This window comes from Streptomyces sp. NPDC030893 (assembly GCF_055571535.1).
Genome location: NZ_JBVIFC010000002.1, coordinates 56,141 through 80,797 on the forward strand (window position 1 = coordinate 56,141; position 24,657 = coordinate 80,797).

At 70.8% G+C, this 24,657-nt stretch carries 24 protein-coding genes; 5 read left to right on the forward strand and 19 right to left on the reverse strand.

The window, feature by feature from the left end:
- Positions 1-2 precede the first annotated feature (2 nt).
- The 13 genes from ACZ434_RS04960 to ACZ434_RS05020 all read right to left on the reverse strand — a co-directional run bounded on the left by ACZ434_RS04960 (position 3) and on the right by ACZ434_RS05020 (position 11,042).
- On the reverse strand, positions 3-584 hold the full coding sequence (locus ACZ434_RS04960) for a hypothetical protein (RefSeq protein ID WP_468452885.1): 582 nt from the start codon (positions 582-584) through the stop codon (positions 3-5).
- A gap of 33 nt (positions 585-617) precedes the next feature.
- Complete coding sequence (locus tag ACZ434_RS04965) at positions 618-1,205, reverse strand: pilus assembly protein TadG-related protein (protein WP_468452887.1); 588 nt, start codon at positions 1,203-1,205, stop codon at positions 618-620.
- Positions 1,205-1,402 (reverse strand): hypothetical protein, encoded by a 198-nt coding sequence (locus tag ACZ434_RS04970; protein WP_468451927.1) that lies wholly within the window; start codon positions 1,400-1,402, stop codon positions 1,205-1,207. Before ACZ434_RS04970 ends, ACZ434_RS04965 begins: the two co-directional genes overlap by 1 nt.
- Positions 1,403-1,562: 160 nt before the next feature.
- Positions 1,563-2,426 (reverse strand): response regulator, encoded by an 864-nt coding sequence (locus ACZ434_RS04975; protein ID WP_468451929.1) that lies wholly within the window; start codon positions 2,424-2,426, stop codon positions 1,563-1,565.
- Positions 2,423-4,024 (reverse strand): sensor histidine kinase, encoded by a 1,602-nt coding sequence (locus ACZ434_RS04980; protein WP_468451931.1) that lies wholly within the window; start codon positions 4,022-4,024, stop codon positions 2,423-2,425. The genes ACZ434_RS04975 and ACZ434_RS04980 overlap by 4 nt, the downstream gene beginning before the upstream one ends.
- A 17-nt stretch (positions 4,025-4,041) precedes the next feature.
- A complete protein-coding gene (locus ACZ434_RS04985; protein WP_468451932.1) occupies positions 4,042-4,929 on the reverse strand; it encodes a DUF5936 domain-containing protein in 888 nt (295 codons plus the stop codon).
- Positions 4,930-4,950: 21 nt separating this feature from the next.
- Complete coding sequence (locus ACZ434_RS04990) at positions 4,951-5,895, reverse strand: type II secretion system F family protein (RefSeq protein WP_468451934.1); 945 nt, start codon at positions 5,893-5,895, stop codon at positions 4,951-4,953.
- Between the two features lie 11 nt (positions 5,896-5,906).
- Complete coding sequence (locus ACZ434_RS04995) at positions 5,907-7,244, reverse strand: CpaF family protein (protein ID WP_468451935.1); 1,338 nt, start codon at positions 7,242-7,244, stop codon at positions 5,907-5,909.
- Between the two features lie 151 nt (positions 7,245-7,395).
- Positions 7,396-7,770 (reverse strand): TadE/TadG family type IV pilus assembly protein, encoded by a 375-nt coding sequence (locus ACZ434_RS05000; protein WP_468451937.1) that lies wholly within the window; start codon positions 7,768-7,770, stop codon positions 7,396-7,398.
- A gap of 1 nt (position 7,771) precedes the next feature.
- On the reverse strand, positions 7,772-8,188 hold the full coding sequence (locus ACZ434_RS05005) for a TadE/TadG family type IV pilus assembly protein (RefSeq protein WP_468451939.1): 417 nt from the start codon (positions 8,186-8,188) through the stop codon (positions 7,772-7,774).
- Entirely contained in the window at positions 8,185-9,438 is a 1,254-nt protein-coding gene (locus ACZ434_RS05010; protein WP_468451941.1) for an AAA family ATPase, read from the reverse strand. Before ACZ434_RS05010 ends, ACZ434_RS05005 begins: the two co-directional genes overlap by 4 nt.
- 7 nt (positions 9,439-9,445) lie before the next feature.
- Entirely contained in the window at positions 9,446-10,153 is a 708-nt protein-coding gene (cpaB, locus tag ACZ434_RS05015) for a Flp pilus assembly protein CpaB (protein WP_468451943.1), read from the reverse strand.
- Positions 10,154-10,208: 55 nt separating this feature from the next.
- Complete coding sequence (locus ACZ434_RS05020; RefSeq protein ID WP_468452889.1) at positions 10,209-11,042, reverse strand: hypothetical protein; 834 nt, start codon at positions 11,040-11,042, stop codon at positions 10,209-10,211.
- A 440-nt stretch (positions 11,043-11,482) separates the two neighbouring features.
- Between ACZ434_RS05020 and ACZ434_RS05025 the strand changes: the two genes are divergently transcribed.
- On the forward strand, positions 11,483-13,192 hold the full coding sequence (locus ACZ434_RS05025) for a chitinase (RefSeq protein WP_468451945.1): 1,710 nt from the start codon (positions 11,483-11,485) through the stop codon (positions 13,190-13,192).
- Between the two features lie 82 nt (positions 13,193-13,274).
- Here the strand turns inward: ACZ434_RS05025 and ACZ434_RS05030 are convergent, their stop codons facing one another.
- Positions 13,275-14,600 carry an Nramp family divalent metal transporter gene (locus tag ACZ434_RS05030; protein ID WP_468451947.1) on the reverse strand — a complete coding sequence of 442 codons (1,326 nt, stop codon included), beginning with the start codon at positions 14,598-14,600 and terminating at the stop codon, positions 13,275-13,277.
- A 206-nt stretch (positions 14,601-14,806) separates the two neighbouring features.
- Here ACZ434_RS05030 and ACZ434_RS05035 point away from each other — a divergent pair, with 206 nt between their 5' ends.
- Entirely contained in the window at positions 14,807-16,144 is a 1,338-nt protein-coding gene (locus tag ACZ434_RS05035) for a M14 family metallopeptidase (protein ID WP_468451949.1), read from the forward strand.
- 6 nt (positions 16,145-16,150) lie between these two features.
- On the opposite strand, the gene ACZ434_RS05040 is transcribed toward ACZ434_RS05035, so the two are convergent.
- The 4 genes from ACZ434_RS05040 to ACZ434_RS05055 all read right to left on the reverse strand — a co-directional run bounded on the left by ACZ434_RS05040 (position 16,151) and on the right by ACZ434_RS05055 (position 19,082).
- Entirely contained in the window at positions 16,151-16,738 is a 588-nt protein-coding gene (locus ACZ434_RS05040; RefSeq protein WP_468451951.1) for a hypothetical protein, read from the reverse strand.
- An 83-nt stretch (positions 16,739-16,821) separates the two neighbouring features.
- Positions 16,822-17,232 carry a RidA family protein gene (locus ACZ434_RS05045; RefSeq protein ID WP_468451953.1) on the reverse strand — a complete coding sequence of 137 codons (411 nt, stop codon included), beginning with the start codon at positions 17,230-17,232 and terminating at the stop codon, positions 16,822-16,824.
- A 12-nt stretch (positions 17,233-17,244) separates the two neighbouring features.
- Positions 17,245-18,003 (reverse strand): IclR family transcriptional regulator, encoded by a 759-nt coding sequence (locus ACZ434_RS05050; protein WP_468451955.1) that lies wholly within the window; start codon positions 18,001-18,003, stop codon positions 17,245-17,247.
- Positions 18,000-19,082 carry a sugar kinase gene (locus ACZ434_RS05055; protein ID WP_468451957.1) on the reverse strand — a complete coding sequence of 361 codons (1,083 nt, stop codon included), beginning with the start codon at positions 19,080-19,082 and terminating at the stop codon, positions 18,000-18,002. Before ACZ434_RS05055 ends, ACZ434_RS05050 begins: the two co-directional genes overlap by 4 nt.
- A 135-nt stretch (positions 19,083-19,217) precedes the next feature.
- On the opposite strand from ACZ434_RS05055, the gene ACZ434_RS05060 reads away from it, so the two are divergent.
- Complete coding sequence (locus ACZ434_RS05060) at positions 19,218-20,483, forward strand: amino acid deaminase (protein ID WP_468451959.1); 1,266 nt, start codon at positions 19,218-19,220, stop codon at positions 20,481-20,483.
- 11 nt (positions 20,484-20,494) lie between these two features.
- The gene (locus ACZ434_RS05065) at positions 20,495-22,105 is read left to right on the forward strand and encodes an N-acyl-D-amino-acid deacylase family protein (RefSeq protein ID WP_468451961.1); all 1,611 of its coding nucleotides are present in this window, start codon (positions 20,495-20,497) and stop codon (positions 22,103-22,105) included.
- 20 nt (positions 22,106-22,125) lie between these two features.
- Here the strand turns inward: ACZ434_RS05065 and ACZ434_RS05070 are convergent, their stop codons facing one another.
- The gene (locus tag ACZ434_RS05070; RefSeq protein WP_468451963.1) at positions 22,126-23,061 is read right to left on the reverse strand and encodes a S1 family peptidase; all 936 of its coding nucleotides are present in this window, start codon (positions 23,059-23,061) and stop codon (positions 22,126-22,128) included.
- A 318-nt stretch (positions 23,062-23,379) separates the two neighbouring features.
- Between ACZ434_RS05070 and ACZ434_RS05075 the strand changes: the two genes are divergently transcribed.
- Entirely contained in the window at positions 23,380-24,591 is a 1,212-nt protein-coding gene (locus tag ACZ434_RS05075; protein ID WP_468451965.1) for a pyridoxal phosphate-dependent aminotransferase, read from the forward strand.
- Positions 24,592-24,657 lie beyond the last annotated feature (66 nt).

Below are 24,657 nucleotides of genomic sequence, written 5' to 3' on the forward strand. Positions count from 1 at the left end.
CCTCAGCCGGAGATCTGGATGGTGCCGCTGGCGAATGTCGGCAGTTGGAAGGTGACTTCGGAAGAGTCCTCAGGCGGGGACGGGAACTGCATGAAGACAGAAATGCTGTCGCCTGCCTTGATGATCGAAAAGCCAGTTGTGGTCAACGGGCGGCCGTCTGTGTCGCGCAGCACGTAGTAGCGCTTCTTACTCGTGCTGTCCACCAGGGTGGCACCACCCAAGGACATGCCGTTTCGGATGACCTCCCTCTCGTTCCCGCGGACAACGGGCGGCACAACAACTCGCTCTGAGCCATCGTTCTTGAGATTCCCGCTGACCGTGACGAACCCCCCAGAATCGCGCTCAGCGGAGGTAACTTGAAGCAGTAGGCCGTCTGGCCCCTTCAGCTCCGCCAATGGCGCTTCTGCTTGGCCTTCCTGGGCGCTCGGGTCCGAACCGCCCTTTTCAGAAGCAGAAGCCGAAGCCTCCGGCTTCTTGTCATCGTCTCCGCCTCCGCCGCAGCCGACCACTCCGATGGCCAGTCCGACCGCAACGGCCATCGCGACCATCCCCCTGCGGGCCGTCGTTGTGAACTGCATGCTTATGCCTCTGCTTCCTTCGTCACTCGTCGTGGTTTGTCAGTCGGCTAGGTGAACGTCAAAGAGGTCTTCAGGTTTCGGGAGCAGTTCCTTAGGAGTTTCGGGGCCCAGCTCCCACTCAGTACCCATGCAGGTGAGCAGAGGCAACGCGTCCCCCGTCGGCTCCTCCACATCACAGCGAGGCTCGATCACGGCCCTGGCCTTTTCACGCGACCGCTTGCTCTCGGTGCCCGGGACGATGGAATCGCCCACAGTCCCGTTCGTCATGACCTCGACCGTGAACCCCAGGGGTGGGTCAGGCACGCAGGACAGCACGGTCGCATCGTTTTGCGCTGCAAGTTGATAGGAACGCCAGCACGACGGCCCGATTCCTGGCACATAACCGGCGAAGATGTCTGCCCAGGCCGTGGGGTCGTTGATGCTCTTCGTCAGGGCATCAGCCAGCTTCCCCCGCCTGTCCTGAGCAGCAGCGAGAGCGGCCGCATCAGCGGCCGTCTGCGCATCGTTACGGTTAGCGGCGGCCTGACCGACCGCAAAATACGCGAACGCAAAAAGGAGCAGGCCCCCCACCACCGTGATGTAAAAGGGGAAGGCCTGCCCTGCATCGCCGAACCTGCGGCGGCTTATCAACCGCCGGTGACCTCCGCGATCTGCTCCGTGATGGCCGCATAGATCGACGCGCCGATGTCCGTCCCCGTGATCGCCAGTACGATCGCCACGACCACCGCGATGATGCCCAGGTACTCCACCGCGGTCTGGCCCTTGTCGTTGCGGGCTGCGCGGGACTGGAGGTAACTGACGGTGGTGTTGATCCAGTTGCTCATGGTGGTCCCCTCCGGCTGACGCGGTGGCGGCCTCGTTCGTGGGGCCGCTTTCGACATCGGCAACGTACGGCCGGAGGCGCCGTCCGCCCGAGGGTCCCAGGGCCCAAACCCGGGCCCAATCGCGGACCCACCGCCTCTCCTCACGCGTCCTCACCGGAATTCACCCCACCCCTCGTCCCGAACCGGGCGCCGTGCCCAGCCACTTCGCCGCGGCCTCGGAACGGCTCGTGCTGTGGAGCTTCGCGAAGATGCGGTTGATGTGGTTCTTGACCGTCTTCTCGCTGATGAAGCACGTGGCGGCGATCTGCTGGTTGTTCATGCCGGATGCGATGAGGTCCATGATCTCTGCCTCCCTCGTGCTCAGTCGGAACCCGGACCGGTCGGGAGCGGCCGGGCGGCCACTTGTCCACCCAGACGACGACTGTGCCACATCCGGTTGCAGTTGCGAAAGGTTTTCCGCAGAAGTAGGCGGGGGCGGGATGTGGGGGAGACCGACTCCGGTTGGGTGACGGGGCGTTGCGTGCGTTGCGCCGAGTCCCTCTGGTAGCGGCTGCCCCGTTCCCGGGCCCTGGCGGAGTTGCGCGAGCAACGCTCCCGCCGCTGTCGGTGTGAAGTGGGGCCGGCCCTCCTTGATGTCGCGCACCGCCGAGACCAGCTGGTCCGCCGTGAACTCGCCGTGGACCAGGTAGCCGCCCGCTCCCCTGCGCAGCGCCTCCCGGACGATCTCCGATTCCCTGCTGTACGTCAGCATCACGACCGGGGCGAGGCCGACCAGGTGGGGAAGGGCCGAGATGCCGTCCACTCCGGGCATGCGGACGTCCAGGAGGACGACGTCGGGGCGGTGGGTGCGGGCGGCCTCGTAGGCTTCCCGGCCGTCCGCCGCCTCCGCGACGACCGTGATGTCCTCGCGGCCGGTGAGGAGGGCGGTCAGGCCGGCGCGGACCACCGGGTTGTCGTCCGCCACCACCACCCGGAGGGAAGCGGGCGGGGGGACGTTCTGGAAGGGGTTCGGCGCTGTCGTCATGGCGTGGTCTCCGTCGTGGTTGTCGGCGTCACCGCCGCGAGCGGGAGTTCCAGGCGGACCTCGGTGCCCTGGAGGAGGTTGCCCCGGCCTATGCGGATGCGGGCGCCGACCGACGCCGCCCGTTCGACCATGCCCACCAGGCCGAAGTGGCCCGCCCTGCGGAGGTGTTCGAGGTCCGTGCCGGGCGGGAGGCCGGCGCCGTCGTCGTAGACGCTGATGCGGAGGAGGTCTCCGTGGACGCCCGCGCGGACGTCGACCCTGGTGGGTTTCGCGTGCCGGTGGGCGTTCTCCAGGGCCTCCTGGGCGATCGTGAGGAGCTGGCGGGCCACCGCCGGCGGGACAGGGGGGACCGTGTGCTCGCCGGTCGGGCCGTACGCGGTCGGCAGCCCCGTGCGCTTGCTGAAGTCCCGTGTGCGTGCCGCCAGTTCGACGAGGACGTCGGTGCCCTGGTCCGGGTCCGACTCGCGGCGGAGGTCGGCGAGGAGTTCGCGGGATTCGGCGGCGGCCCTGCGGGCCGAGCGGGCCACCAGTTCCGCCTGTTGTCTGACCAGGTCCGGGTCGTTGCGCGCGGCGCCCGACGTGGCTTCGGCCAGGCTGTCCGCCGCCAGGGCCACTCCGTGGAGCGTCTTGGCCACCGAGTCGTGCATTTCCCGGGCCAGTCGGGCGCGTTCCGCGCTGACCGCCTCGGTCACCGCCAGGCGGGCCTGGATCGTGGTCAGGGCCTGGGTCGCCTGGCCCAGGCGGAGCATCAGCTTGCGGAGGCTGGAGCCGACGGCTCCGGCGATCACACAGAGGCCTGGGAGGAGCAGGGTCTGTGCCAGGTCCGTGTGCGGGTCCTCCAGGGTCGCGTAGACCAGCAGGAGGATCAGACCCTGGAGGGACGCGAAGACGGCGGCGCCCCGCCAGCCGTAGACCAGGCCGGCGAGGAGGGGCGTGCAGACACTCACGTAGGCGAGGGTGGTGTCCGGGCCCGCGGAGATCAGGAGCAGGGCTCCGAAGAGGGTGTCCACGGCCAGCAGGGTGGGGTGGCGCAGGAGGAGGGGGCCGAAGCGTTCCCAGTCGCGGAAGAGGATGTAGGACGCCATGAAGGTGACGATCACTGCGGTGGCGACGAGGCGGGTGCCCCAGCCTGGGCCCGCGTTCAGCAGGGCTGAGGGCGCTGCTACGGCGATCATCGCCAACCTGAAGCCGAACGCCTGGCGGCAGAGGGCTTGGAGGGCGTTGGCTTGGATCTGGACGCTCGGTGCGGGTTGTGGGGGGTGCGTCCGGCCTGCGGCCGGATGGGGGTTTCCACCCGCACCACCCGTGCGGGATTCGTTGTCAGGTGCGGGTGGCCCCTGTGGGGGCTCGGCACCATCGGCGGCTGCGGCTCCGTGCGCCTCTGGGGGCTCGGCGCCGTCGGCGGCTGCGGGTCCGGGCAGGCCGCCTGCCGGTTCCCAGCCCGGGGGCAGGGCCGGGGTCGCCGAGGTCACCGGGATGTCGGGGGCGCCCGTGCGGGCGTACGGGGGGAGGACCGTGCCCGCCGGCGGGGTGGTGATCTCCGACGGTTTCGCCGGCGGGCGGCGCAGCAGCCGCGTGCGTTCCCTCGTCGTCGTCATCGCGCCCTGCCCCCGTCCTACTCGCCCGTGATGGTGCCGAAGTCGGTGCCGGAGCCGAGGATCAGGCCGGCGCCGAGGAGGATCATCGTGGCCGGAACCATGAACGTCGTGATCATCATCGTGGCCTTGGGGACCGCGCGGGCCGCCTTCCGGCGGGCGTTCTGCGCGTCCGTACGGCGCATGTCCTTGGCCAGCGACACCAGCGTGTCCACGATCGGCGCGCCCAGCTCCTCCCCCTGCTGCAACGCCGTCACGAACATCGCCACCTGCTCGGAGTCGTTGCGGCGGCGCAGTTCCGCGAACGCCTGCCTGCGGCTCATGCCCAGGTCCATCTGGCGGAGCGTGATGCGCAGTTCGTCCGCCCAGGGGCCCTCGTACTTCATCGACACCCGGTCCAGGGCCTGCCGGAAGCCGAGGCCCGCGCTCACCACCACCGCCAGCACGTCCAGGAAGTCCGGCAGCGTCCGCTCGATGACGTCCTTGCGGATGCGGATCGCCGACCAGATGCCGACCTCCGTCCAGAACGCCCCGAAGGCGAGCAGCAGCAGCGCCACGAAGAGCTGGCCGCGCATGAGGAACACCAGGAAGCCGATCCCGCCCAGGGCGCCGTAGACCGCGCGGCGGGCGGCGTAGCGGTCGATGGTGAGGCCGCCGGGGTTGCCCGCCAGGTCGATCTTCCTGCGGTACTTGGCGACCCGTCCCGGGCCCATGAGGCGCAGCACGGCGGGCGCGTAGCGCATGCCCATGCGGTCGACGAGGGAGTCGACCGCGCCGGTGCGGGTGGAACCGACCTCCAGGGCGAGCATCAGGTCGCCGGGGAGTTTCGCCTCGGCCCGGTACATGCGGATGCCGGCGAAGACGCCCCACACTCCGAGGCCCATCAGCAGGGCGAGCAGAAGTCCCATGGCAGTCAGCCTCCTCTCCGGTCAGACGTCGATGCGGGACAGCCGGCGGATGAGGACGAACCCGACGGCGTACAGCCCGAAGGCGATGATCACCGCGGCCTGTCCCGCCGGGGAGCCGGTCATGCGTTCGAGGGCGCCGTCCTTCACTCCGTTCATCAGGAACAACGAGCCGACACCGAGGACGGGAACGGCGTACGAGGTCATGCTGACCTGGGAGAGCTGGGTGCGGACCTCGCGCCTCGTCTCCTTCCTCTCCTCCAGCGTCTCCGTCAGGTTCCTGAGCGCGCTCACCACCTGGCCGCCCGCCCGGTTGGAGAGCACCAGCGTGGTGACCAGGACGACCAGCTCGCGGGAGGGCAGGCGGTCGGCGAGTTCGCCGAGCGCGTCGTCCATGGAGGCGCCCACGGCCAACTGGTTGGCCACCTTCGCCAGTTCCTCGCCTGCAGGGGCTTCGAGCTCCTCCGCCGCCATGCCGATGGCGGTACGGAGCGCCAGGCCGGCCTGGGTGGCGTTGGCGAGGATGCGGGCCAGCTCGGGGAGTTGGTTGATGAACTTCTCGATGCGCTTCTGCCGCTGCCAGTTGAGGAACTGCACCGCCGCCCCGATGCCGAGCAGGCCGGCGATCGGGCCGAAGAAGGGGGCGAGGGTGGCCTGGCCGATCAGCCAGAGGCCGGCGACGCCGGCGAGCATGGCGGCGAAGAACTCACCGGGGGTGACGTCCAGGCCGGTGGCCAGCAGCCGCAGTTCGAGCTTCTTGCCGAGCCTGGTGCGGCGCAGGCGGCGGTCCAGGGTGGGGAAGTGGCGGCGGCGGCCGGCGATCGGGATCTGACCGGTGGCCGACAGGCGGTCCACCAGTGCCTGGCGCTGCGCCCTGCCGGAGGCGTAGGAATGCACACCGACGACCGCGAGGACACAGGTCAGCAGTGTGATGCCGGTGGTCAGCGTGATCAGGTTCTGCAGATCCATGGGGACGGTTCCTACCTGGCTTCTCGGGTGGCGAGCTGGTCGGCGGACTGGGCGATGCCGAACGCCTGCGGGACGGGCTGGCTCGCCATGTAGAGGCGGTCGGCGGTGCGGCGCGGCAGGGGGTAGTGGTCGAAGGCGCCGTGGACGCGGCCGTCGGCGGCCATCGGCCGGGCGTGGAAGCGGGCGACCGTGGCCAGCCGGTACGGCTCTCCGCCGTGGCTCTCCAGCAGGGCGATCTCGGTGATGCGGCGGGCGCCGTCGGCGAAGCGGGTGAGCTGGACGAGCACGTCGACGGCGCTGTTGATCTGGTCGTGCAGCGCGACGAAGGGGATTTCCACGTCGGACATGGAGGCGAGGGTCTGGAGCCGCATCAGGGCGTCCTCGGCGCTGTTGGCGTGCACGGTGGCGAGGGAGCCGTCGTGGCCGGTCGACATGGCCTGGAGCATATCGAGGGACTCGCCGCCGCGGACCTCACCGACGACGATGCGGTCGGGGCGCATGCGCAGGGAGTTGCGGACCAGGTCGCGGATGGTGACCTTGCCCTTGCCCTCGACGTTCGGCGGGCGGGACTCCAGGCGGATGACGTGGGGCTGCTGGAGCTGGAGTTCGGCGGAGTCCTCGATGGTGATGATGCGCTCGCCCTCCGGAATCAGGCCGGAGAGGGCGTTGAGGAGGGTCGTCTTACCGGTGCCGGTCGCGCCCGACACGATGATGTTGAAGCGTGCCTGGACCAGTCCCGCCAGCAGGTACAGCATGTGCTCGTCGAGGGAGCCGAGGCCGATGAGTTCCTGGAGGGTGAAGGAGCGCGGGAAGCGGCGGATGGTGAGCGTGGCGCCGGTCAGGGACAGCGGCGGGATGATGACGTTGACGCGCTCGCCGGAGGGGAGACGGGCGTCGACCATGGGGTTGGCCTCGTCGACGCGGCGGTTCACCGTGGAGACGATGCGTTCGATCGTCTGCATCAGCTGGTCGTTGGAGGCGAAGCGGAGCGGGAGCTGCTCCACTCGGCCGCCGCGCTCGACGAAGATCGCGTCGGGGCCGTTGACCATGATCTCGGTGATCGACGCGTCCTCCAGCAGCGGTTCCAGGATGCCGAGGCCGAGTGCCTCGTCGACGACGCGGCGGATCAGCTGGGAGCGTTCGACGGTCGACAGGACCGGGCCCTCGCGGCTGATGATGTGGCCGAGGACGCGTTCCAGGCGGGCCCGGCGTTCGGCCGCGGCCAGCGAGCTCATCTCCGCGAGGTCGATCTCCTCCAGGAGCTTGGCGCGGTACGAGGCGACCAGGTGGCCGTCCTCGCCCCGTCCGGCCGACTCCTCGGGGGAGTTGATGCGTGCCCGCAGGCTCATGAGTCGCGCGCTCCTCGTCCTTGTTCCCGGTTCCTGTCGTTCCCGGTTCCTGTCGTTCCCGGCCCTTGTTCCTGTTTCCGGTCCCTGTTCCTGTTCCCGGTCCCTGGTCCTCGGCCCCGGCCCCTGGTCCTCGTCCCCGGTTCGTGGCCCCTCAGCGGTCCATCGGCATCGTGGCGGTCTTGCGGGCCGGGTCAAAGTCCCAGCCCGGGACGATCGACGGGATCTGCACCGTGGCGGTCACGGTGACCTCCTCGCCGAGCGGCACCGGCACACAGGCGGTGCCGTCCGCCAGCCAGGAACTGACGGCCGCCGCGCAGGCCCCCTGGGCGCCCTGGTCCAGCGACGCGCTGCGCGCCCCCGCCCGCGCGGCGGTGCCCGCCTGCTGGGCGGTGTAGGCGATCAGCCCGAGCTGGACGACGGCCATCCCGACGATGAGCAGGATGGGGAGGAAGCCCAGGTACTCGAGTGCCGCCTGACCGCGGTCGCGGTCCTGGTGGGGCCGGTGGCGGCTGTGTCGGTACGGCATGTCAGTCGTCCTCCTCCTCGACCGCGCCCGCGTGCCCCTCCACGTCGAAGGGGAAGGAGACCGTGCCCGGGAAGAGGATGGGGACCGCCAGCGTCACGTCGGCGGTGACGAAACCGCCGGCCGTCGCACAGTTCACGGTCGCTCCCCCCGCCCACGCTCCCGACAGCTTGTCCAGACCGGCGTCCTGGCAGGCCCCCTGCCGTGCCCCGCGCCCGGCCGCCGTCGCCGCCCGTACCGCCTCGTCCGCAGCATTCCCCGCGAGCGTGTACGTGTATCCCACGAGCACGAGCTGCCACAGCACCACCAGCGTCACCAGGATCGTGGGGGTCATGCCGAGGAACTCGACGGTGACCTGACCCCGGTCGCGGTCCCGGCGACCGCGTAACGACGCCGCACGCACGCTGATACGTCTGCTCATTCCCCCGTCTCCTTCCGCCTCCGGAAACTCACCGACCCCCGGTCGCCCCGCAGCCGGCCGCCCTTGTGGGCGCCCTCGACCGCCTTGACCAGCCCGAGTTCGCCGGCCAGGCCCCACAGCGCCTGCTTCACCGTGCTCTTGGCCTCCAGTTCGTGGACGCGGCCGGCGTCCACCACGCCCTGGAGTTCCTTGAAGTGGGCGGGGACCGTGGTGGCCGCCACCGCCGTGCCGGTGATCCTCTGGATGAGCGGTGGCTGGATCTCCGTGCCGCGGCTGTGCCGGTTGACGACGATCGTGGTCTCCTCCGCCTTGCGGATCTGGAGCCGGTCCCACATCCGCACCGCCCGCTTGGCGCCGCGTACGGCGATGACGTCGGGGGTGGTGACCAGCAGGGCCCGGTCGGCCATCTCCACGGCCGCCGCGCCGGCCCCGCCGAGCTGGGCGCCGCAGTCGATGACGACGACCTCGTAGCGGGAGCGCAGGGCGCTGACGATCTGCCGGGTGGCGCGGTCGGTGACCTCCTCGCCGCGCTCGCCCTCGGCGGGGGCGAGCAGCAGGGCGAGGCCGGTGTCGTGGCGGAAGACGGCGTCGGCCAGGACGCGCGGGGAGATGTCGGTGACCGCGGCGAGGTCGACGACGGACCTGCGGAACTGGACGTCCAGGTAGGAGGCGATGTCGCCGGTCTGGAGGTCCATGTCGACCAGGGCGGTCGGCCGGCCGGAGGCCTGGGCGGCGAGGGCGAGCTGGACGGCGGTGAGGGTCGCGCCCACGCCGCCCTTGGATCCGCTGACGGTGACGACGGTGCCGCCGACTCCGGTGAACACGTCGCCGCCGGTGCCCAGGTGGCGGCGTACGCCGACCGACCACTGGGCGACGGCCTGGACGCGGCTGGCGAGTTCCTCGTAGCCGAGCGGGAGGGCGACCAGGCCGCGGGCGCCGTAGTCCATGGCGGCCTGGAAGAGGCCGGGGCTCGCGTCGGAGGTGACGAGGATGACGCCGACGGAGGGGAAGCGCAGGGCGACCTCGCGGATCAGCTCCAGTGCGGGGACGGGGCCGATCCGCTCGTGCACCACCACGACCTCGGGCAGTTCGTCGACGGACTCGGCGGCCAGGCGGGCGAGGGTGTCGATGAGCTGGGTGGAGTCGACCACCGGGGCCACCGGTTCGGCGTCGGGGAGCTGGCTGAGCAGTGTGGTGATGGACCGGACCGCGTCCGCGTCGCCGACTGCCGGGAGGATCCTGGTGGGCATGCGGCTCTCACTTGTCCTTCGCGAGTTCGTACGTCCGGTCCTGCTCGGGGACCGTGGTGTCGCCTCCGGGGGCGACCAGCGCGAGCCGGACCCGCTGGGCGAACGACTCGGCGTAGGTGATGCGCTGGGCGTCGATGGCGGACAGCGCGAAGGTGATGGGGACGGCGTCGGTGGGCTGCCCGCCGCGGTCGTTCTCGTCGGGCTGGAGGGCGGTGAGCCGGCCCACGTCGAGGACCTTGGCGTTGGTCACGATGATCTTCGACTGGGCGGGTGCGCCCTCGCGTTCGCCGTCGAAGGTGGCGTAGACGTTGACCGACGAGCCCGGTGTGATCTTGCCGGCGACCCCGGTGGCCGCGTCGATCATGATGGCGACCTCCTGCTGTCCCGGCTGGAGTTCGGGCTGGTTCACGATCATGTCGTTCTGCAGCAGTGAGCCCTTGCGCAGGGTGGTCACGGCGATCTTGCCGCGGATGTCGTCGAGGTCGGTGACGGCGTTCTCCGACAGCCACCGCTCGGGCATCTCGATCTTCTCGAACTGGTCCGTGCCGAGCGCGGTGTAGGGCGCGATGTCGGACTTCACCCGGTACGCGGTGACCTCGGGGCCGACCTTGGACTTCACGTCGCTGATGACGGAGAGCACGCCGGCGAACGCGCCGAGGGCGCACAGGACCGACAGGAGCAGGAGTATCACGCCTCGGCGCTGACGGGAGTTCATGAACCGTACAACCTCATCGGGATCATCGGGCCGGCTGGTGCGGTGGACGAACGGGTCAGGTGCGGTGGGTGAGGGCGGGTGTGCCCTCGGGGGCGGGTGGCACGGCGGAGCAGAAGACGCACCGGTCGCCGATGACGTCGATGCCGCACCAGTGGCAGGTGCCGCGCCGTACGGAGGTGACCAGCTGGTACAGGACGGACAGGTCGGGCAGGTAGGTGCAGAACTCGACGACCTTGCCGGTGCCCCACCAGCCCGGTGACTCGGCGGGCAGCGGTGTCTCGCGCAGGCCCTGGACCTTCCAGGCGGGGGCCAGCGTCGCGGTGACCCAGTCCGACGGGAGCTGCCCCTTGGCGACGAGCATCCAGGTGCCGAACTCGGGTCCGTCGAGGGTGGTTTCGGGACCGAGGCGGACCAGTTGGGGCTGCGGGTGGGCGAGGACGGCGAACTGGCTGCCGGGCATCCAGGACTTCGCGTGCTGTTTGAGGTTGACGGGCACGCGGTCGAGCCGGGCGACGGAGCCGAGCAGCGCCCCGGAGTGGATGTAGTGGGTCAGCAGGCGGCCGGCCGAGGCGAGCACGCCGGGGCTGAGGTCGCAGGAGGCGAGCTGGCGGAGCTGGCGGGCGAGGACGGCCAGTCCCAGCGGGGGCAGATCGGGGCGGAAGAGGGCTATGCGGTCGCTCTCCAGGAGGCAGCGCAGGGTGTGCAGCCGCCGCTGGACGGAGGTGGGGGTGGCGCGGGAGCAGACGACGATGACGTGGCCGTGCTGCTCGATGAGCAGTTGCAGCTCGGTCAGGACCTGTTCCAGCGGGCGGGTGTCGACGTCCCGCAGCACGACCGCGGGCAGGGTTCGTTCGTCCTGGGCCGGTAACGCCATGTCGGCGCCGGTCACGGCAATGGCAGTTGGCACGCGCGGCTCCCCGTTCTCCCCATACCCGGCAGCCCTCCGGGGTGTTACTCCAGCGCACCCCGGCGACTTCACTGCGTGACTACGTGAGCACTGTAACCGCGGGTCTGTGGCCGGAGAACAGCGATTGTGTAGCCGAACAGCAACTCCTGGTGCACAAGGTGCTTCAAATCGGGACAGGTTGAGCATCTCCCCGGTCCCGGTTCCGACCCGGTGGGGTGGGTTCCGTGCACCGGTTTGACGCCGGATCCCGCCCCGGCCCCTCGGCCCCACGCTTCCCTGCCGCCGGCGGGCCTACTCCCGTCCCCGCAGCGGCATTTCCGGTCTGGACCTATTGACAAGGAGATTGGTCTGGACCACCTTGGTCCCCCAACGGTGGCCCACCGTCGCTTCATCCTCCCCGACTTCCCCCACCGGAGGCCCCAGTGGACCGCGCACCAGGAACGCCCCGCCGCAGCAGACGCGTCTGGGCCGGAGCCCTCGTCTCCGCCCTCGCCCTCGCCCTTCCCCTCGCCGGCGCGGGCCAGGCGTCCGCGGCGGACGTCAACAACGCCAAGAACGCCGGGTTCGAATCAGGGCTGAGCAACTGGACCTGTTCGGCCGGCAGCGGCAGCACCGTCTCCTCACCCGTGCACGGCGGCACGGCCGCGCTCAAGGCCACCCCGGCCGCGCAGGACAACGCCCGCTGCTCCCAGACCGTCGCCGTGAAGCCCAACTCCACGTACCGGCTGAGCAGCTGGGTGCAGGGCGGCTACGCCTACCTGGGCGTCACCGGCACCGGCACGACGGACGTGTCCACCTGGACCCCGGACTCCGGCAGCTGGAAGCAGCTGTCGACGAGCTTCACCACCGGCTCCTCCACCACCTCGGTGACGGTCTACACCCACGGCTGGTACGGCCAGTCGGCCTACTACGTGGACGACGTGTCGGTGTTCGGGCCCGACGGGGGCGGCGGCGGCGACCCGGACCCGACGGTCCCGGGCACCCCGGGCGGCCTCAGCGTCTCCGGCACGACCTCCTCGTCGGTGTCCCTGGCCTGGAACGCGGTCTCGGGCGCGACGGGCTACACGATCTACCGCGACGGTACGAAGGTGACGGCGGTCTCGGGCACCTCGGCCACGGTGACCGGGCTCGCGGCCTCGACGTCGTACTCCTTCCAGGTCGCGGCGGTCAACGCGGCGGGCGAGTCGCCCAAGTCGGCGGCCGTCTCCGCGCGGACCAAGGAGAACGACGGCGGCGGGGGCGGTGACCTGCCCAAGCACGCGGTGACCGGCTACTGGCAGAACTTCAACAACGGCGCCGCGGTCCAGCGGATCTCGGACGTCTCCTCCCAGTACGACATCATCGCGGTCGCCTTCGCCGACGCCACCGGCACACCGGGCGCCGTCGACTTCAACCTTGACACGGCCGGCCTGAACGGCTACACCGTCGACCAGTTCAAGGCGGACGTCCGCGCCAAGCAGGCGGCCGGGAAGAAGGTCATCATCTCGGTCGGCGGCGAGAAGGGCACCGTCTCGGTGAACGACTCCGCCTCCGCGACGAACTTCGCCGACTCGGTCTACGCCGTGATGCAGGAGTACGGCTTCGACGGTGTCGACATCGACCTGGAGAACGGCCTCAACGCCACCTACATGACGCAGGCGCTGCGCTCCCTGTCGGCGAAGGCGGGCCCGTCGATGATCCTCACCATGGCCCCGCAGACCATCGACATGCAGTCGACGTCGAACTCGTACTTCCGTACCGCGCTGAACGTGAAGGACATCCTCACCGTCGTCAACATGCAGTACTACAACAGCGGTTCGATGCTGGGCTGCGACGGCAAGGTCTACAGCCAGGGCTCGGTGGACTTCCTGACCGCGCTCGCCTGCATCCAGCTGGAGGGCGGCCTCGACCCGTCCCAGGTGGGCCTCGGCCTGCCGGCCTCGACCCGGGGCGCGGGCAGCGGCTATGTCTCCCCGTCCATCGTCAACAACGCCCTGGACTGCCTGACCAAGGGCACCGGGTGCGGCTCGTTCAAGCCGTCGAAGACCTACCCGTCGCTGCGCGGCGCGATGACCTGGTCCACCAACTGGGACGCCACGGCGAACCACGCCTGGTCCAACGCCGTGGGCCCGCACGTGCACTCCCTGCCGTAGCCGGAACCGGCGCGCGAGGCGCGGAAGCCCCGTCCACAGTGCTGTGGGCGGGGCTTCCGCGTCCCCGCCCACCGGCCGCCCGTCAGAAGAACCGCGACCACGGCTGGTCCCAGACCTGCTTCACGCACAGGACGAGGAACAGCAGGCCCGCGAGGGCGAGCATCGTGTTGCTGAGCGGGCCGTTGCGCCACTCACGGGGTGTGCGGGAGGAGTTGAGGAGCCACATCAGGGTGAGGGCGAGGAACGGCATGAAGGCGGCGCCCAGGACTCCGTAGATGATGATCAGGCGGAAGGGCTCGTCCTGGAAGAGCAGGATCATGGGCGGGAAGGTGAGCCAGAGCAGATAGGCGCGGAAGGCCCAGGAGCGCTCGCGGCGCCCCGAGGCCAGCTCGTCGCCCCTCGCCTCCCGCTCGCCGCGCTGCCGGGCCAGGAAGTCGGCGAACATCAGGCTCACGCCGTGCCAGACGCCGATCAGGGAAGTGAAGGAGGTGGCGAAGAACCCGATGAGGAAGAGTTTGCCGGTCGCCGAGCCGTACTGCTCCTCCAGGATGTCGCCGAGCTGCATCAGCCCCTTGTCGCCGCTCGCGATCGCGATGTTCGCCGAGTGCAGCAGTTCGGCGCCGACGAGCAGCATCGCGACGACGAAGACGCCGGTGGTGGCGTAGGCGACCCGGTTGTCCAGCCGCATGACCTTCATCCAGCCGCTGCCGGTCCACCCCTTGGCGTTGACCCAGTAGCCGTACGCGGCGAGCGTGATGGTGCCGCCGACGCCGCCGATCAGGCCGAGGGTGTTGAGGACCGAGTCCTTCTCGTCCGGGAGGACGGGCAGCAGACCGGCGAAGGCGTCGCCGAGGTGGGGGGTGACCCGGATCGCCAGGTAGACGGTCACCACGAACATGACGCCCACCAGGACCGTCATGACCTTCTCGAAGACGGCGTACTTGTTGAACCAGACGAAGGCCAGACCGACCAGGCCGCAGGCGATACCCCACCATTCGAGGCCCATCACGTCCGGGAACAGCGCCTGCAGCGGCAGGGCGCTGGACGACATCGCCGCCGCGCCGTAGACGAAGCCCCAGATCACCGCGTAGAAGGCGAAGAACCACGTCGTCCAGCGGCCGATGCTCGCCCAGCCGTCGAAGAGGGTGCGGCCGGTGGACAGATGCCACCGCCCGCACGCCTCGGCCAGGGAGATCTTCACCAGGCAGCCGACGACCGCGGCCCACAGGAGCGTGTAGCCGAAGTTGCTGCCGGCGATGAGTGTGGCGACCAGGTCGCCGGCGCCCACACCGGTCGCGGCGACGACGATGCCGGGGCCGATGTGGCGCCACATGGATCTGCGCGGGTGGGGGCCGGGTGCGGTCGCCGCCGCCCCGGTGTCCTGGGTGTTTCCCGTGGTGTCCGCCATGGGGGTCAAGAAAGCGGATGGGTGCCGGCCGGACAAGGGGGCGTGCGGGGATCTTCACCGGATGCGTCCGGTCGGGTGTCCGACCGGACACCGGACGCCGGACACCGGACGCCAGTGCTTGACCTGATCATGTCATCCGCCGACGATGACCGCACCGCACCACGCACGTCGCCATGGACAACCCCCACCTCCCACAAGGAGACTTCATGCGACTTGGCACCCGCGGCAGACGCTCCGCCGTGCTCGCCGCCCTCCTCGCCCTGGCCCTCGCCGCGCCCGTGTCCCTGACGGCCACCCAGGCCGGCGCCGACAGCGCCGACCGGCCGGCACCCTCGGCCGACGACATCCGCCAGTACGAGATCCACCGCCACACCACGCCCCTGACCCGCACCGCCATCCAGCGCTCCGGCGTCACCGTCGACGAGGCGGACGAGGAGACCGTGGTCGTCTCCGGACGCGCCGACCAGATCCGCGCACTGCGGCGACAGGGCTACGAGGTCACCCCGCTCGGCGCGGCACCGGACCGCTCGTCGCCCGCCGACGGGCTGCGCCTGTACGACTTCCCCTCGCGCGACTCCCGCTACCACAACTACGCCGAGATGAACGCGGAGATCGACCAGCGGCTCGCCGCGTACCCGGCCATCATGAGCAAGCGGGTGATCGGCCGGTCCCACCAGGGCCGGGACATCGTCGCCATCAAGATCAGCGACAACGTGGCCACCGACGAGAACGAGCCGGAGGTCCTCTTCACCCACCACCAGCACGCCCGCGAGCACCTCACCGTGGAGATGGCCCTGTACCTGCTGCGCGAACTCGGCGCGGGCTACGGCGAGGACTCCCGCATCACGGACATGGTCGACGGGCGGGAGATCTGGATCGTCCCCGACCTCAACCCGGACGGCGGCGAGTACGACATCGCCACCGGCTCCTACCGGTCCTGGCGCAAGAACCGTCAGCCCAACCCCGGTTCGTCGTACGTCGGAACCGACCTCAACCGCAACTGGGACTACCGCTGGGGCTGCTGCGGCGGCTCCTCCGGCTCCACGTCCTCCGAGACCTACCGGGGTTCCGCGCCCGAGTCCGCGCCCGAGGTGAAGGTCGTCGCCGACTTCGTGCGCAGCCGCGTGGTGGGCGGGGTGCAGCAGATCACGGCCGGCGTCGACTTCCACACGTACAGCGAACTGGTGCTGTGGCCCTTCGGCTACACCTACTCCGACACCACGACCGGCATGACGGCCGACGACCACGCCGCGTTCGAGGCCGTCGGCCGGAAGATGGCCGCGAGCAACGGCTATACGCCCCAGCAGTCCAGCGACCTGTACATCACGGACGGGTCGATCGACGACTACCTCTGGGGCGCGCACAGGATCTTCGGCTACACCTTCGAGATGTATCCGACGTCCTCCTGGAACGGCGGCTTCTACCCGCCCGACGAGGTCATCGAGCGGGAGACCTCCCGCAACCGGGACGCCGTGCTCCAGCTCCTGGAGAACGCGGACTGCATGTACCGCTCCATCGGGAAGGAGGGGCAGTACTGCGGCTAGCGGCGCTCAGGACGCCTTGTCCACGGCGTCCGCGGTGTCCTCCGGGGCCTCGGCGTCCCCCGTGTCCTCGGAGTCGTCCGGGGGCGTGTCGGCGCCGTCGTCGAAGTACGCGTCCAGGACCGCGTCCAGCGCGGTGTCCCACTCGGTGAAGCGGGCGCGGGAGTCGGCCTCGATCTCGAGGGGGTACCAGCGGCGGTCGGGGGTGTGGACGGTGACCGTGTACCGCTTGCCGAAGCGGCCGGTCTCCGTCTCCACCGCGCCGATCTCGTCCCAGCGGAACTCGCACTCCTGGTCGTCCAGCCGCAGCCGGACACCGCTGTGGTCGGCGACGACCTCGGCACGGCGGTCGGACGCCTCGAAGACGGGGCCGTCGGGGGCGGGCTCCGGGGCCTCCCCGGTGGCCCCGGTCTCCTCGGGGGACTCCTCGGCCTCCCCCTCGGGCGCCGTTCCGTCCTCCGGTGCCTCCGGTGCCTCCGTCTTCGCCTTCGCGTCCTCCTCCCGGCCGGACGCGGGCGAGGTGAGCCCGGGGATGAATGCCGGATCGAATCCGGCGCCTTCCAGGGGCTGGCTGCTCGAACCTATACGCTGCTCCACACCGCAGGAGTATGGTCGACGAACCTGTGCCGGGCACAGCCAGCCCCGACTTCGTTATCGGACGCCTACACGAAGGGCACGCGTCAGCCGAGGACGGCGAGCGCGTCGATCTCGACGAGGAGGCCGGCGGGCAGACCGACGTACACGGTCGTGCGGGCGGCGGGCGGCTGGGTGAGGCCCTGCTCCTCGAAGTACGCGTTGTAGATCTCGTTCATCTCCGCGAAGTGGTCCACGTCGGTGAGGTAGACGCGGATCATCATCACGTCGTCCCAGCTCGCGCCGCCCTCTTCGAGGATCGCCTTGACGTTGGCGAAGGTCTGGAGGGTCTGCTCGCGCAGGGTCGGCCCGGCGGGGGTGGGGGCCTTGCCCTCCTCGTGGGGGAGGAAGCCGACCTGGCCGGCCACCTGGAGGATGTTGCCCTTGCGGACGCCGTGGGAGAACTTCGCGGGCGGGGTGGTGTGGGTGCTGGGGGTCAGCGCGGCTTTCTCGGTCATGCGGGGGTTCCTTTACGGGAGTTCTGCCGGGGTACGGCCGGAATACTCGCCGCTGATCGCGTCCGCCGTACGGCGCACCAGCGGGAGCAGGGTGAGGAGTTCCTCGGCGGTGACGACGACGTTCGGCGCGGACACCGACATCGCGGCGACCACCCGGCCGTCGGCGCCGCGGATCGGCGCGGCGACGCAGTTGATGGACTCCTCGTGGCCGCCGAGGTCGGTGGCCCAGCCCTGTTCGCGCACCTTGGCCAGTTCCTGGAGGAACGCGGGGGCGTCGGGTGTCGAACGGGACGTGTACATGGGGTAGTCGAGCCTCTCCGCGAGGGCTCGGCGCTCGGGCTCGGGCAGGTCGGCGAGGAGGAGTTTGGCGACGGCGGCGACGGTGATCGCCACGGGCTTGCCGATACGGGAGTACATGCGGACCGGGTAGCGGCTCTCCACCTTGTCGATGTAGAGGACCTCGTTCTCCTCGTGCACGGCGAGGTGGACGGTGTGTCCGCAGGTCTCGTTGAGGCGTACGAGGTGGGCGTGGGCGATCTCGCGGACGTCGAGGTTCTCCATGGCCTCCTGCGCGAGGGCGAAGAGGCGGGCGCCGAGGCGGTAGCGCTGGTCGGACTGGCGGTAGACCATGCCGTGCTCGTGGAGCGTGCGCAGGAGGCGGAGGGCCGTGGACTTGTGCACGCCGAGGCGGTCGGCGACCCGGCCGAGGTCGGCGGGGCCCTCCGCGAGCAGCGGGAGGATGCTCAGGGCGCGGTCTACGGTCTGGCTCATGGGGTGCGTGCCTCCTTCTCGGGCCCCGGGTGTTCTTCGGCTCGGGTCCAGCCGGGGCCGAGTCGCAGTCTCCCCCACGCGGTGTCGTCCAGGGCGGCGAGGCGGTCGGCGTGGGCGCGGGCGGGGGGCGGGGCGAGGTCGCCGGGGGCGGTGAGGGCGGCCGCCGCCGTGAGGTGGCCGTGTCTCAGACGGTCCCGGAGGGGAAGGTCGCGGAGGGTCGCTGAAAGGAAGCCCGCGGCGAAGGCGTCGCCCGCACCGACGGCGGCGACGACGTCGACGTTCAGGGCGCGCACGAAGGTCGCGGTGCCGGACGCGTCGTCGCACGGGAGGGCGTCGGTGTCCTTGTCGAAGGCGACCGCTCCGCCCTTGCCCTGCTTGACGACGAGAATCTCCGGTTCGGGCAGCGCCTCCCGTACCGCACGTGCACCGTGCAGCCCCCACGCCTCGCGCGCCTCGTCGGCGCCGACGAAGACGATGTCGGCACCGCGCGCCACGTCCAGCAGCACCTCCGGGCCGTGACCGTCGCGCCACAGCGCCGGGCGGTGGTTGATGTCGAAGGAGATCAGGGGGCGGGCGGGGTGGGGGGCGGTCAGCTCCCGCAGGAGGGCCAGGCAGTCGGCGGAGAGCGCCGCCGTGATGCCGGACAGGTGCAGGACGCGTCCGGCGCGCACCGCGTCCAGGTCCACGCCGGCCGGCGCCATCACGGACGCCGCCGAACCCGCCCGGTAGTACGCGACCTCGTGGGCGTCGGTCGACCGGTCGCCCGCCGTGCGGAAGTAGACGCCGGTCGGGCGGGCCGGATCGCGGTCGACGTACGCCACGTCGACCCCGTAGCCGCCGATGGTCTCGACGAGATGGTCGCCGAAGCCGTCGGCGCCCACCCTGCTGACCCACCGCACGGAGTGCCCCGCCGCCGCGAGCACGCACGCCACGTTGGACTCCGCTCCCCCGATCCCCCGGTCGAAGGAGGGCACGTCGGCGAGGCGGCCCGGCCGGGAGGGCAGGAACGTCACCATGGACTCGCCGAGCGCGACGACGTCCACGACGGCGGGGGCGTTGCCGGTTCCGGTGCCGGTCACGATGGCGGGGCTCCTCGTCTGCCGCGGGGGAGGCGGTGTCCGTTGACCCCGCGTGGCCGAGATGTTAGACAGCGATAAGCGATATACGCAACGCATGTTGCACCACATGCAACACAGCCGATCAGGGAGGCTCGGATGGCCCTCGACGCATTCACCCGTCTCACCGAGGAACGGGTCGACCACCGCTTCAAGGGCCTCCCGCCGGACGCCGAGGGCCTGACCGTCGGTGAGCTGGCCGCCCAGCGGCGCAACCTGTTCACCGACGGCTTCACCACGCCCGTGCTCGCGCTCTCCGCCGAGCGCCTGGAGCACAACCTGAAGCTGATGGAGACCTACGCCGCCCGGCACGGGCTCGCCTTCGCCCCGCACGGCAAGACGTCCATGGCCCCGCAGCTCTTCCGGCGCCAGATCGAGCACGGGGCCTGGGGCATCACCCTCGCGGTCCCGCATCAGGTGCGGGTGGCGCGGGCGTACGGGATCCAGCGGGTGTTCCTCGCCAATGAGCTGGTGGACGCGGCGGCCCTGAAGTGGATCGCGGGCGAGCTGGACGCCGACCCCGCCTTCCGTCTCATCTGTTACGTCGACTCGGTGCGCGGGGTGGAGCTGATGGACGCGGCGCTCGCCGGCGTCTCCCGCCCCCTGGACGTGGTCGTCGAGCTCGCCGCCGGAGAGGGGGCCCGCACCGGTGTGCGGACGGAGGCGGAGTGCGCAGCCGTCGCCGATGCCGTGGCGGGCGCGCGGTCGCTGCGGCTGGTGGGGGTCGCCGGGTACGAGGGCGAGGTGCCGCAGGCCGATCCGGAGCGGGTGCGGGCCTGGCTGCGGCGGCTGGTCTCCCTCGCCGTGGACTTCGACACGGCGGGCCGGTTCGCGGGGCTCGACGAGATCGTGGTGAGCGCGGGCGGCAGCGCCTGGTTCGACGCGGTGGCGGACGTCTTCGCCGGCATCCCCGAACTCTCCTCCCCCGTCCTCACGTTGCTGCGCTCGGGCGCGTACGTCTCGCACGACGACGGCCACTACCGCGAGCTGACCCCCTTCAACCGGGTCCCGGAGGAGGGCGCGCTGGAGCCGGCGTTCCGGCTGTGGACGCAGGTGGTGTCCCGCCCCTCCTCCGAGCAGGCGTTCACCAACGCGGGCAAGCGGGACGCGGCCTACGACCTCGACCTGCCGTTCGCCCAGGTGGTGCGCCGGGACGGCGGTGAGCGACCGGCCACCGGGATCTCGGTGACCGGGCTGTCCGACCAGCACGCGTGGCTGCGCACCACCGGGGAGGCCGAGCTGGAGGTGGGAGACTGGGTGGGACTCGGGCTGTCCCACCCGTGCACGTCGTTCGACAAGTGGGTGCTCATCCCCGTGGCGGAGGCGGACGGGACGGTGGTCGACTACATCCGTACGTTCTTCTAGGAGGCCGGCGCATGGAAGAGCTCGTCATCCGGGACGCGGACGTCGTGGACGGCTCCGGCGACTACTCGTACCGCGCGGACGTGGTCGTGGACCGCGGTCGCATCGTCTCCATCGTGAAGGAGGCGGCGGACGCGGGCTGCCAGCGCCCGAAGGCCCGCCGTGAACTGGACGCCGAGGGGCTGGTGCTGGCCCCCGGCTTCATCGACATGCACGCCCACAGCGATCTGGCCCTGCTGCGCGACCCCGACCACAGCGCCAAGGCCGCGCAGGGCGTCACCCTCGAAGTGCTCGGCCAGGACGGGCTGTCGTACGCGCCGGTCGACGACCGGACGCTGGGCGAGGTGCGCCGGGCGATCGCCGGGTGGAACGGGCCGGGCGACGACGTCGACTTCGACTGGCGGTCGGTCGGCGAGTACCTGGACCGGCTCGACCGGGGCATCGCGGTCAACGCCGCGTACCTGATCCCGCAGGGCACGGTCCGCGCGCTGGCGGTCGGCTGGGAGGACCGGGAGGCCACGCCCGAAGAGCTGTGCCGGATGCGGCAGTTGGTCGCCGAGGGCATGGAACAGGGCGCGGTCGGCATGTCGTCGGGGCTGACGTACACGCCCGGCATGTACGCCAGGGGCGCCGAACTGACCGAGCTGTGCCGGGTGGTGGCCTCGTACGGCGGCTACTACTGCCCGCACCACCGTTCCTACGGCGCGGGCGCGCTGGAGGCGTACGCGGAGATGGTGGCGCTGGCGCGGGAGGCGGACTGCCCGCTGCACCTGGCGCACGCCACCATGAACTTCGGGGTGAACGAGGGTCGCGCGCCCGAGCTGCTGGCCCTCCTGGACGACGCACTCGACGCCGGCGCCGACATCACCCTCGACACCTACCCCTACACCCCCGGCTGCACCACCCTCGTGGCGCTGCTGCCGGGCTGGGCGAGCGAGGGCGGCCCGGAGGAGACACTGCGGCGGCTCGCGGACGAGGAGACCGCCGAGCGGATCCGGCACCAGCTGGAGGTCACCGGCTCGGACGGCTGCCACGGGGTGCCCGTGGAGTGGGAGACCATCGAGATCTCGGGGGTCGGCGACCCGGCGCTGGGCGAGTACGTGGGCCGTACGGTCCTGGAGTCGGCGCGGGAGCGCGGCGAGTCGCCCTGGGTGGTCGCGCGGGAGCTGCTGCTGAAGGACAGGCTGGCCCCGACGATCCTCCAGCACGTCGGACACGAGGAGAACGTGCGGGCGATCATGCGGCACCGGGTGCACACCGGCGGCTCGGACGGCATCCTCCAGGGCGCGAAGCCGCACCCGCGCGCGTACGGGACGTTCCCGCACTATCTCGGGCACTACGTGCGGGAGTCGGGGGTGCTGACGCTGGAGGAGTGCGTCGCGCACCTGACCGCGCGCCCGGCGGCGCGGATGCGGCTGCCGGACCGGGGCCTGGTCCGCGAGGGGTACAAGGCGGACCTGGTGCTGTTCGACCCGGCGACGGTGGCGGCGGGCTCGACCTTCGCCGAGCCGCGGACGCTGCCGACCGGCATCCCGTACGTGCTGGTCGACGGGCGGTTCGTCATCGAGGACGGGCGGCGCACGGACGTGCTGGCGGGCCGGGCGGTCCGCGGGACTCCCCGCTGACCACCCGGCCTTCCCAGGACCTACGGCCTGGGCAGCGCGCAGCCGCTCGCGTTCAGCTCCAGCCTGTTGTCCGCGCCGAAGCAGGCGGGGAACAGGTGGGTCTGCTGGGCGTAGTTGATGCCCCGGCGGACCGTGACGGTGCCGTTCTCGTCGACCTCGCACGGGTTGTTGACCGTGCAGCGCTCGCCGTCCTCGTTGCCGGTGTTGTTGACGGCGACGACCCGGCCGGTGGCGCTGTCCACGACCGGTGAGCCCGAGGTGCCGCCGATGGTGTCGCAGGCGGGGGTGTAACGGACCGAGTCCTTCCAGGTCCAGTCGCCCTCCTTCATGCGGTACGCGAACCCGTCGATCGAGCAGTCGTAGATCCGTTTCCAGTAGCCGGAGACCACGCTGATGGCCGTACCGGCCGCCGGACGGGTGTCGCTCAGGGTCAGCGGGTCGATGCCGTACGCGCTCTTGATCCGCGCGTAGGTCGTGCCGAGCCGGTAGATCGCGGCGTCCGTGTCGGTCATGGTCGCGTAGAGCAGCCGGTCGGCGCGCAGGGTGGCCACCCGCGAGCCGGAGGAGTTCAGCAGGCCGAAGCTCCGGCTGGAGGCGCGGTCGACGAGGACCTGGCCGGGCGCGGGGAAGCCGCTCTCCAGGCAGTGCCCGTTGGTGAGCACGAGCGCCGGGTCGTCGGCCGCCGAGCCGGGCATGCGGACGACGGAGCCGGAGCAGTTGCTGAGCGAGACGGTGCCGGCGAAGTCCACCGCGCCGGCCTTCGGCGCGGTGAGTGCGGACAGGAGGTCCGCCGCGGCCCCGACCGTGTCGTCGAGGAGGTCCGTCGACGACGCGGCCGGGACCGCGCCCGTGGCCGGGTCCGCGCCCGTGGGGGAAGGCGCGGCGGCGACCGCGGGAGTCACGCCCGCCCCGGCGAGGGCCAGGGCCGAGAGCGCGACGACGAGAGGTTTTCTCATGGGGGTCCCCTCATGGCGGCGACGGACGGCCGGACGTCCTCCGGCCGCCCATGAAGTTGTCATGAGCATTGTCAACAAGTCGGCGGCGAGGGGCAAGGACGTGTTTTCGACCGGTAACCGGCGACGGCGCACGGCGAGGCACTCAGGGTCGCCCGGAATCGTGCCGGAAGAGGCGCCCGGCCCGGGGAGGCTCGGTGAGGAGCCGATGGAGGCGGACCCCCCGCACGGCCCCCTCGGCGACATAACCACCCGAACCGACGCGTCCCACGTGGCGGAAAACACGGCCCGAAGGGCCATAACGGGCCGTAAGCTCCCAGCATGCAGGTGATCCAGTCGACCAAGCTCGCCAACGTCTGTTACGAGATCCGGGGCCCGGTGCTCGAGGAGGCGATGCGGCTGGAAGCGGCCGGTCACCGCATCCTCAAGCTGAACACCGGCAACCCGGCGGCGTTCGGCTTCGAGTGCCCGCCCGAGATCCTGGAGGACATCCTCCGCAACGTGTCGACGGCCCACGGCTACGGCGACGCGAAGGGCCTGCTCGCCGCGCGCCGGGCGGTCGTCATGCACAACCAGACCCTCGGCATCGAGACGGACGTCGAGCACGTCTTCATCGGCAACGGCGTGTCCGAGCTGATCGTGATGGCGATGCAGGGCCTGCTGGACGACGGCGACGAGGTGCTCGTCCCCGCGCCCGACTACCCGCTGTGGACGGCGGCCGTCTCGCTCTCCGGGGGCACGGCGGTGCACTACCGCTGCGACGAGCAGTCCGACTGGATGCCGGACCTCGCCGACGTGGAGCGCAAGGTCACCGACCGCACCAAGGCCATCGTCATCATCAACCCGAACAACCCCACCGGCGCGGTCTACGACGAGGCGGTCCTCAAGGGACTGACCGACATCGCCCGCCGCCACAACCTGCTGGTCTGCTCGGACGAGATCTACGACAAGATCCTCTACGACGACGCGCGGCACATCCCGACCGCCTCCGTCGCCCCCGACCTGCTCACCCTCACCTTCAACGGCATGTCGAAGGCGTACCGGGTGGCCGGCTACCGGGTGGGCTGGATGTCGATCTCCGGTCCGCGCGCCCACGCCGACTCCTACATCGAGGGCCTGACGGTCCTGGCGAACATGCGCCTGTGCGCGAACATGCCGGGCCAGCACGGCGTGGTCGCCGCGCTCAGCGGACGCCAGACGATCAACGAGCTGGTCCTGCCGGGCGGCCGGCTGCGCGAGCAGCGGGACGTGGCGTACGAGCTGCTGACCCAGATCCCGGGGGTGAGCTGTGTGAAGCCGAAGGGGGCGCTGTACCTCTTCCCCCGCCTCGACCCCGACGTCTTCAAGATCAAGGACGACCGGCGGATGGTCCTGGACCTGCTCCGCCGCGAGAAGATCATGGTCGTCCAGGGCACCGGCTTCAACTGGCCGGAACCGGACCACTTCCGCATCGTCACCCTGCCGTCGGCGACCGATCTGCGGGACGCGATGGGCCGTATCGGCCGCTTCCTGGACGGGTACGGCCAGCCCTGACAAGGAGTGAGGAACGTCCGATCTTGTGAACGGCTCAACTTTAGACAGTATCTAAGCTAGGATGGT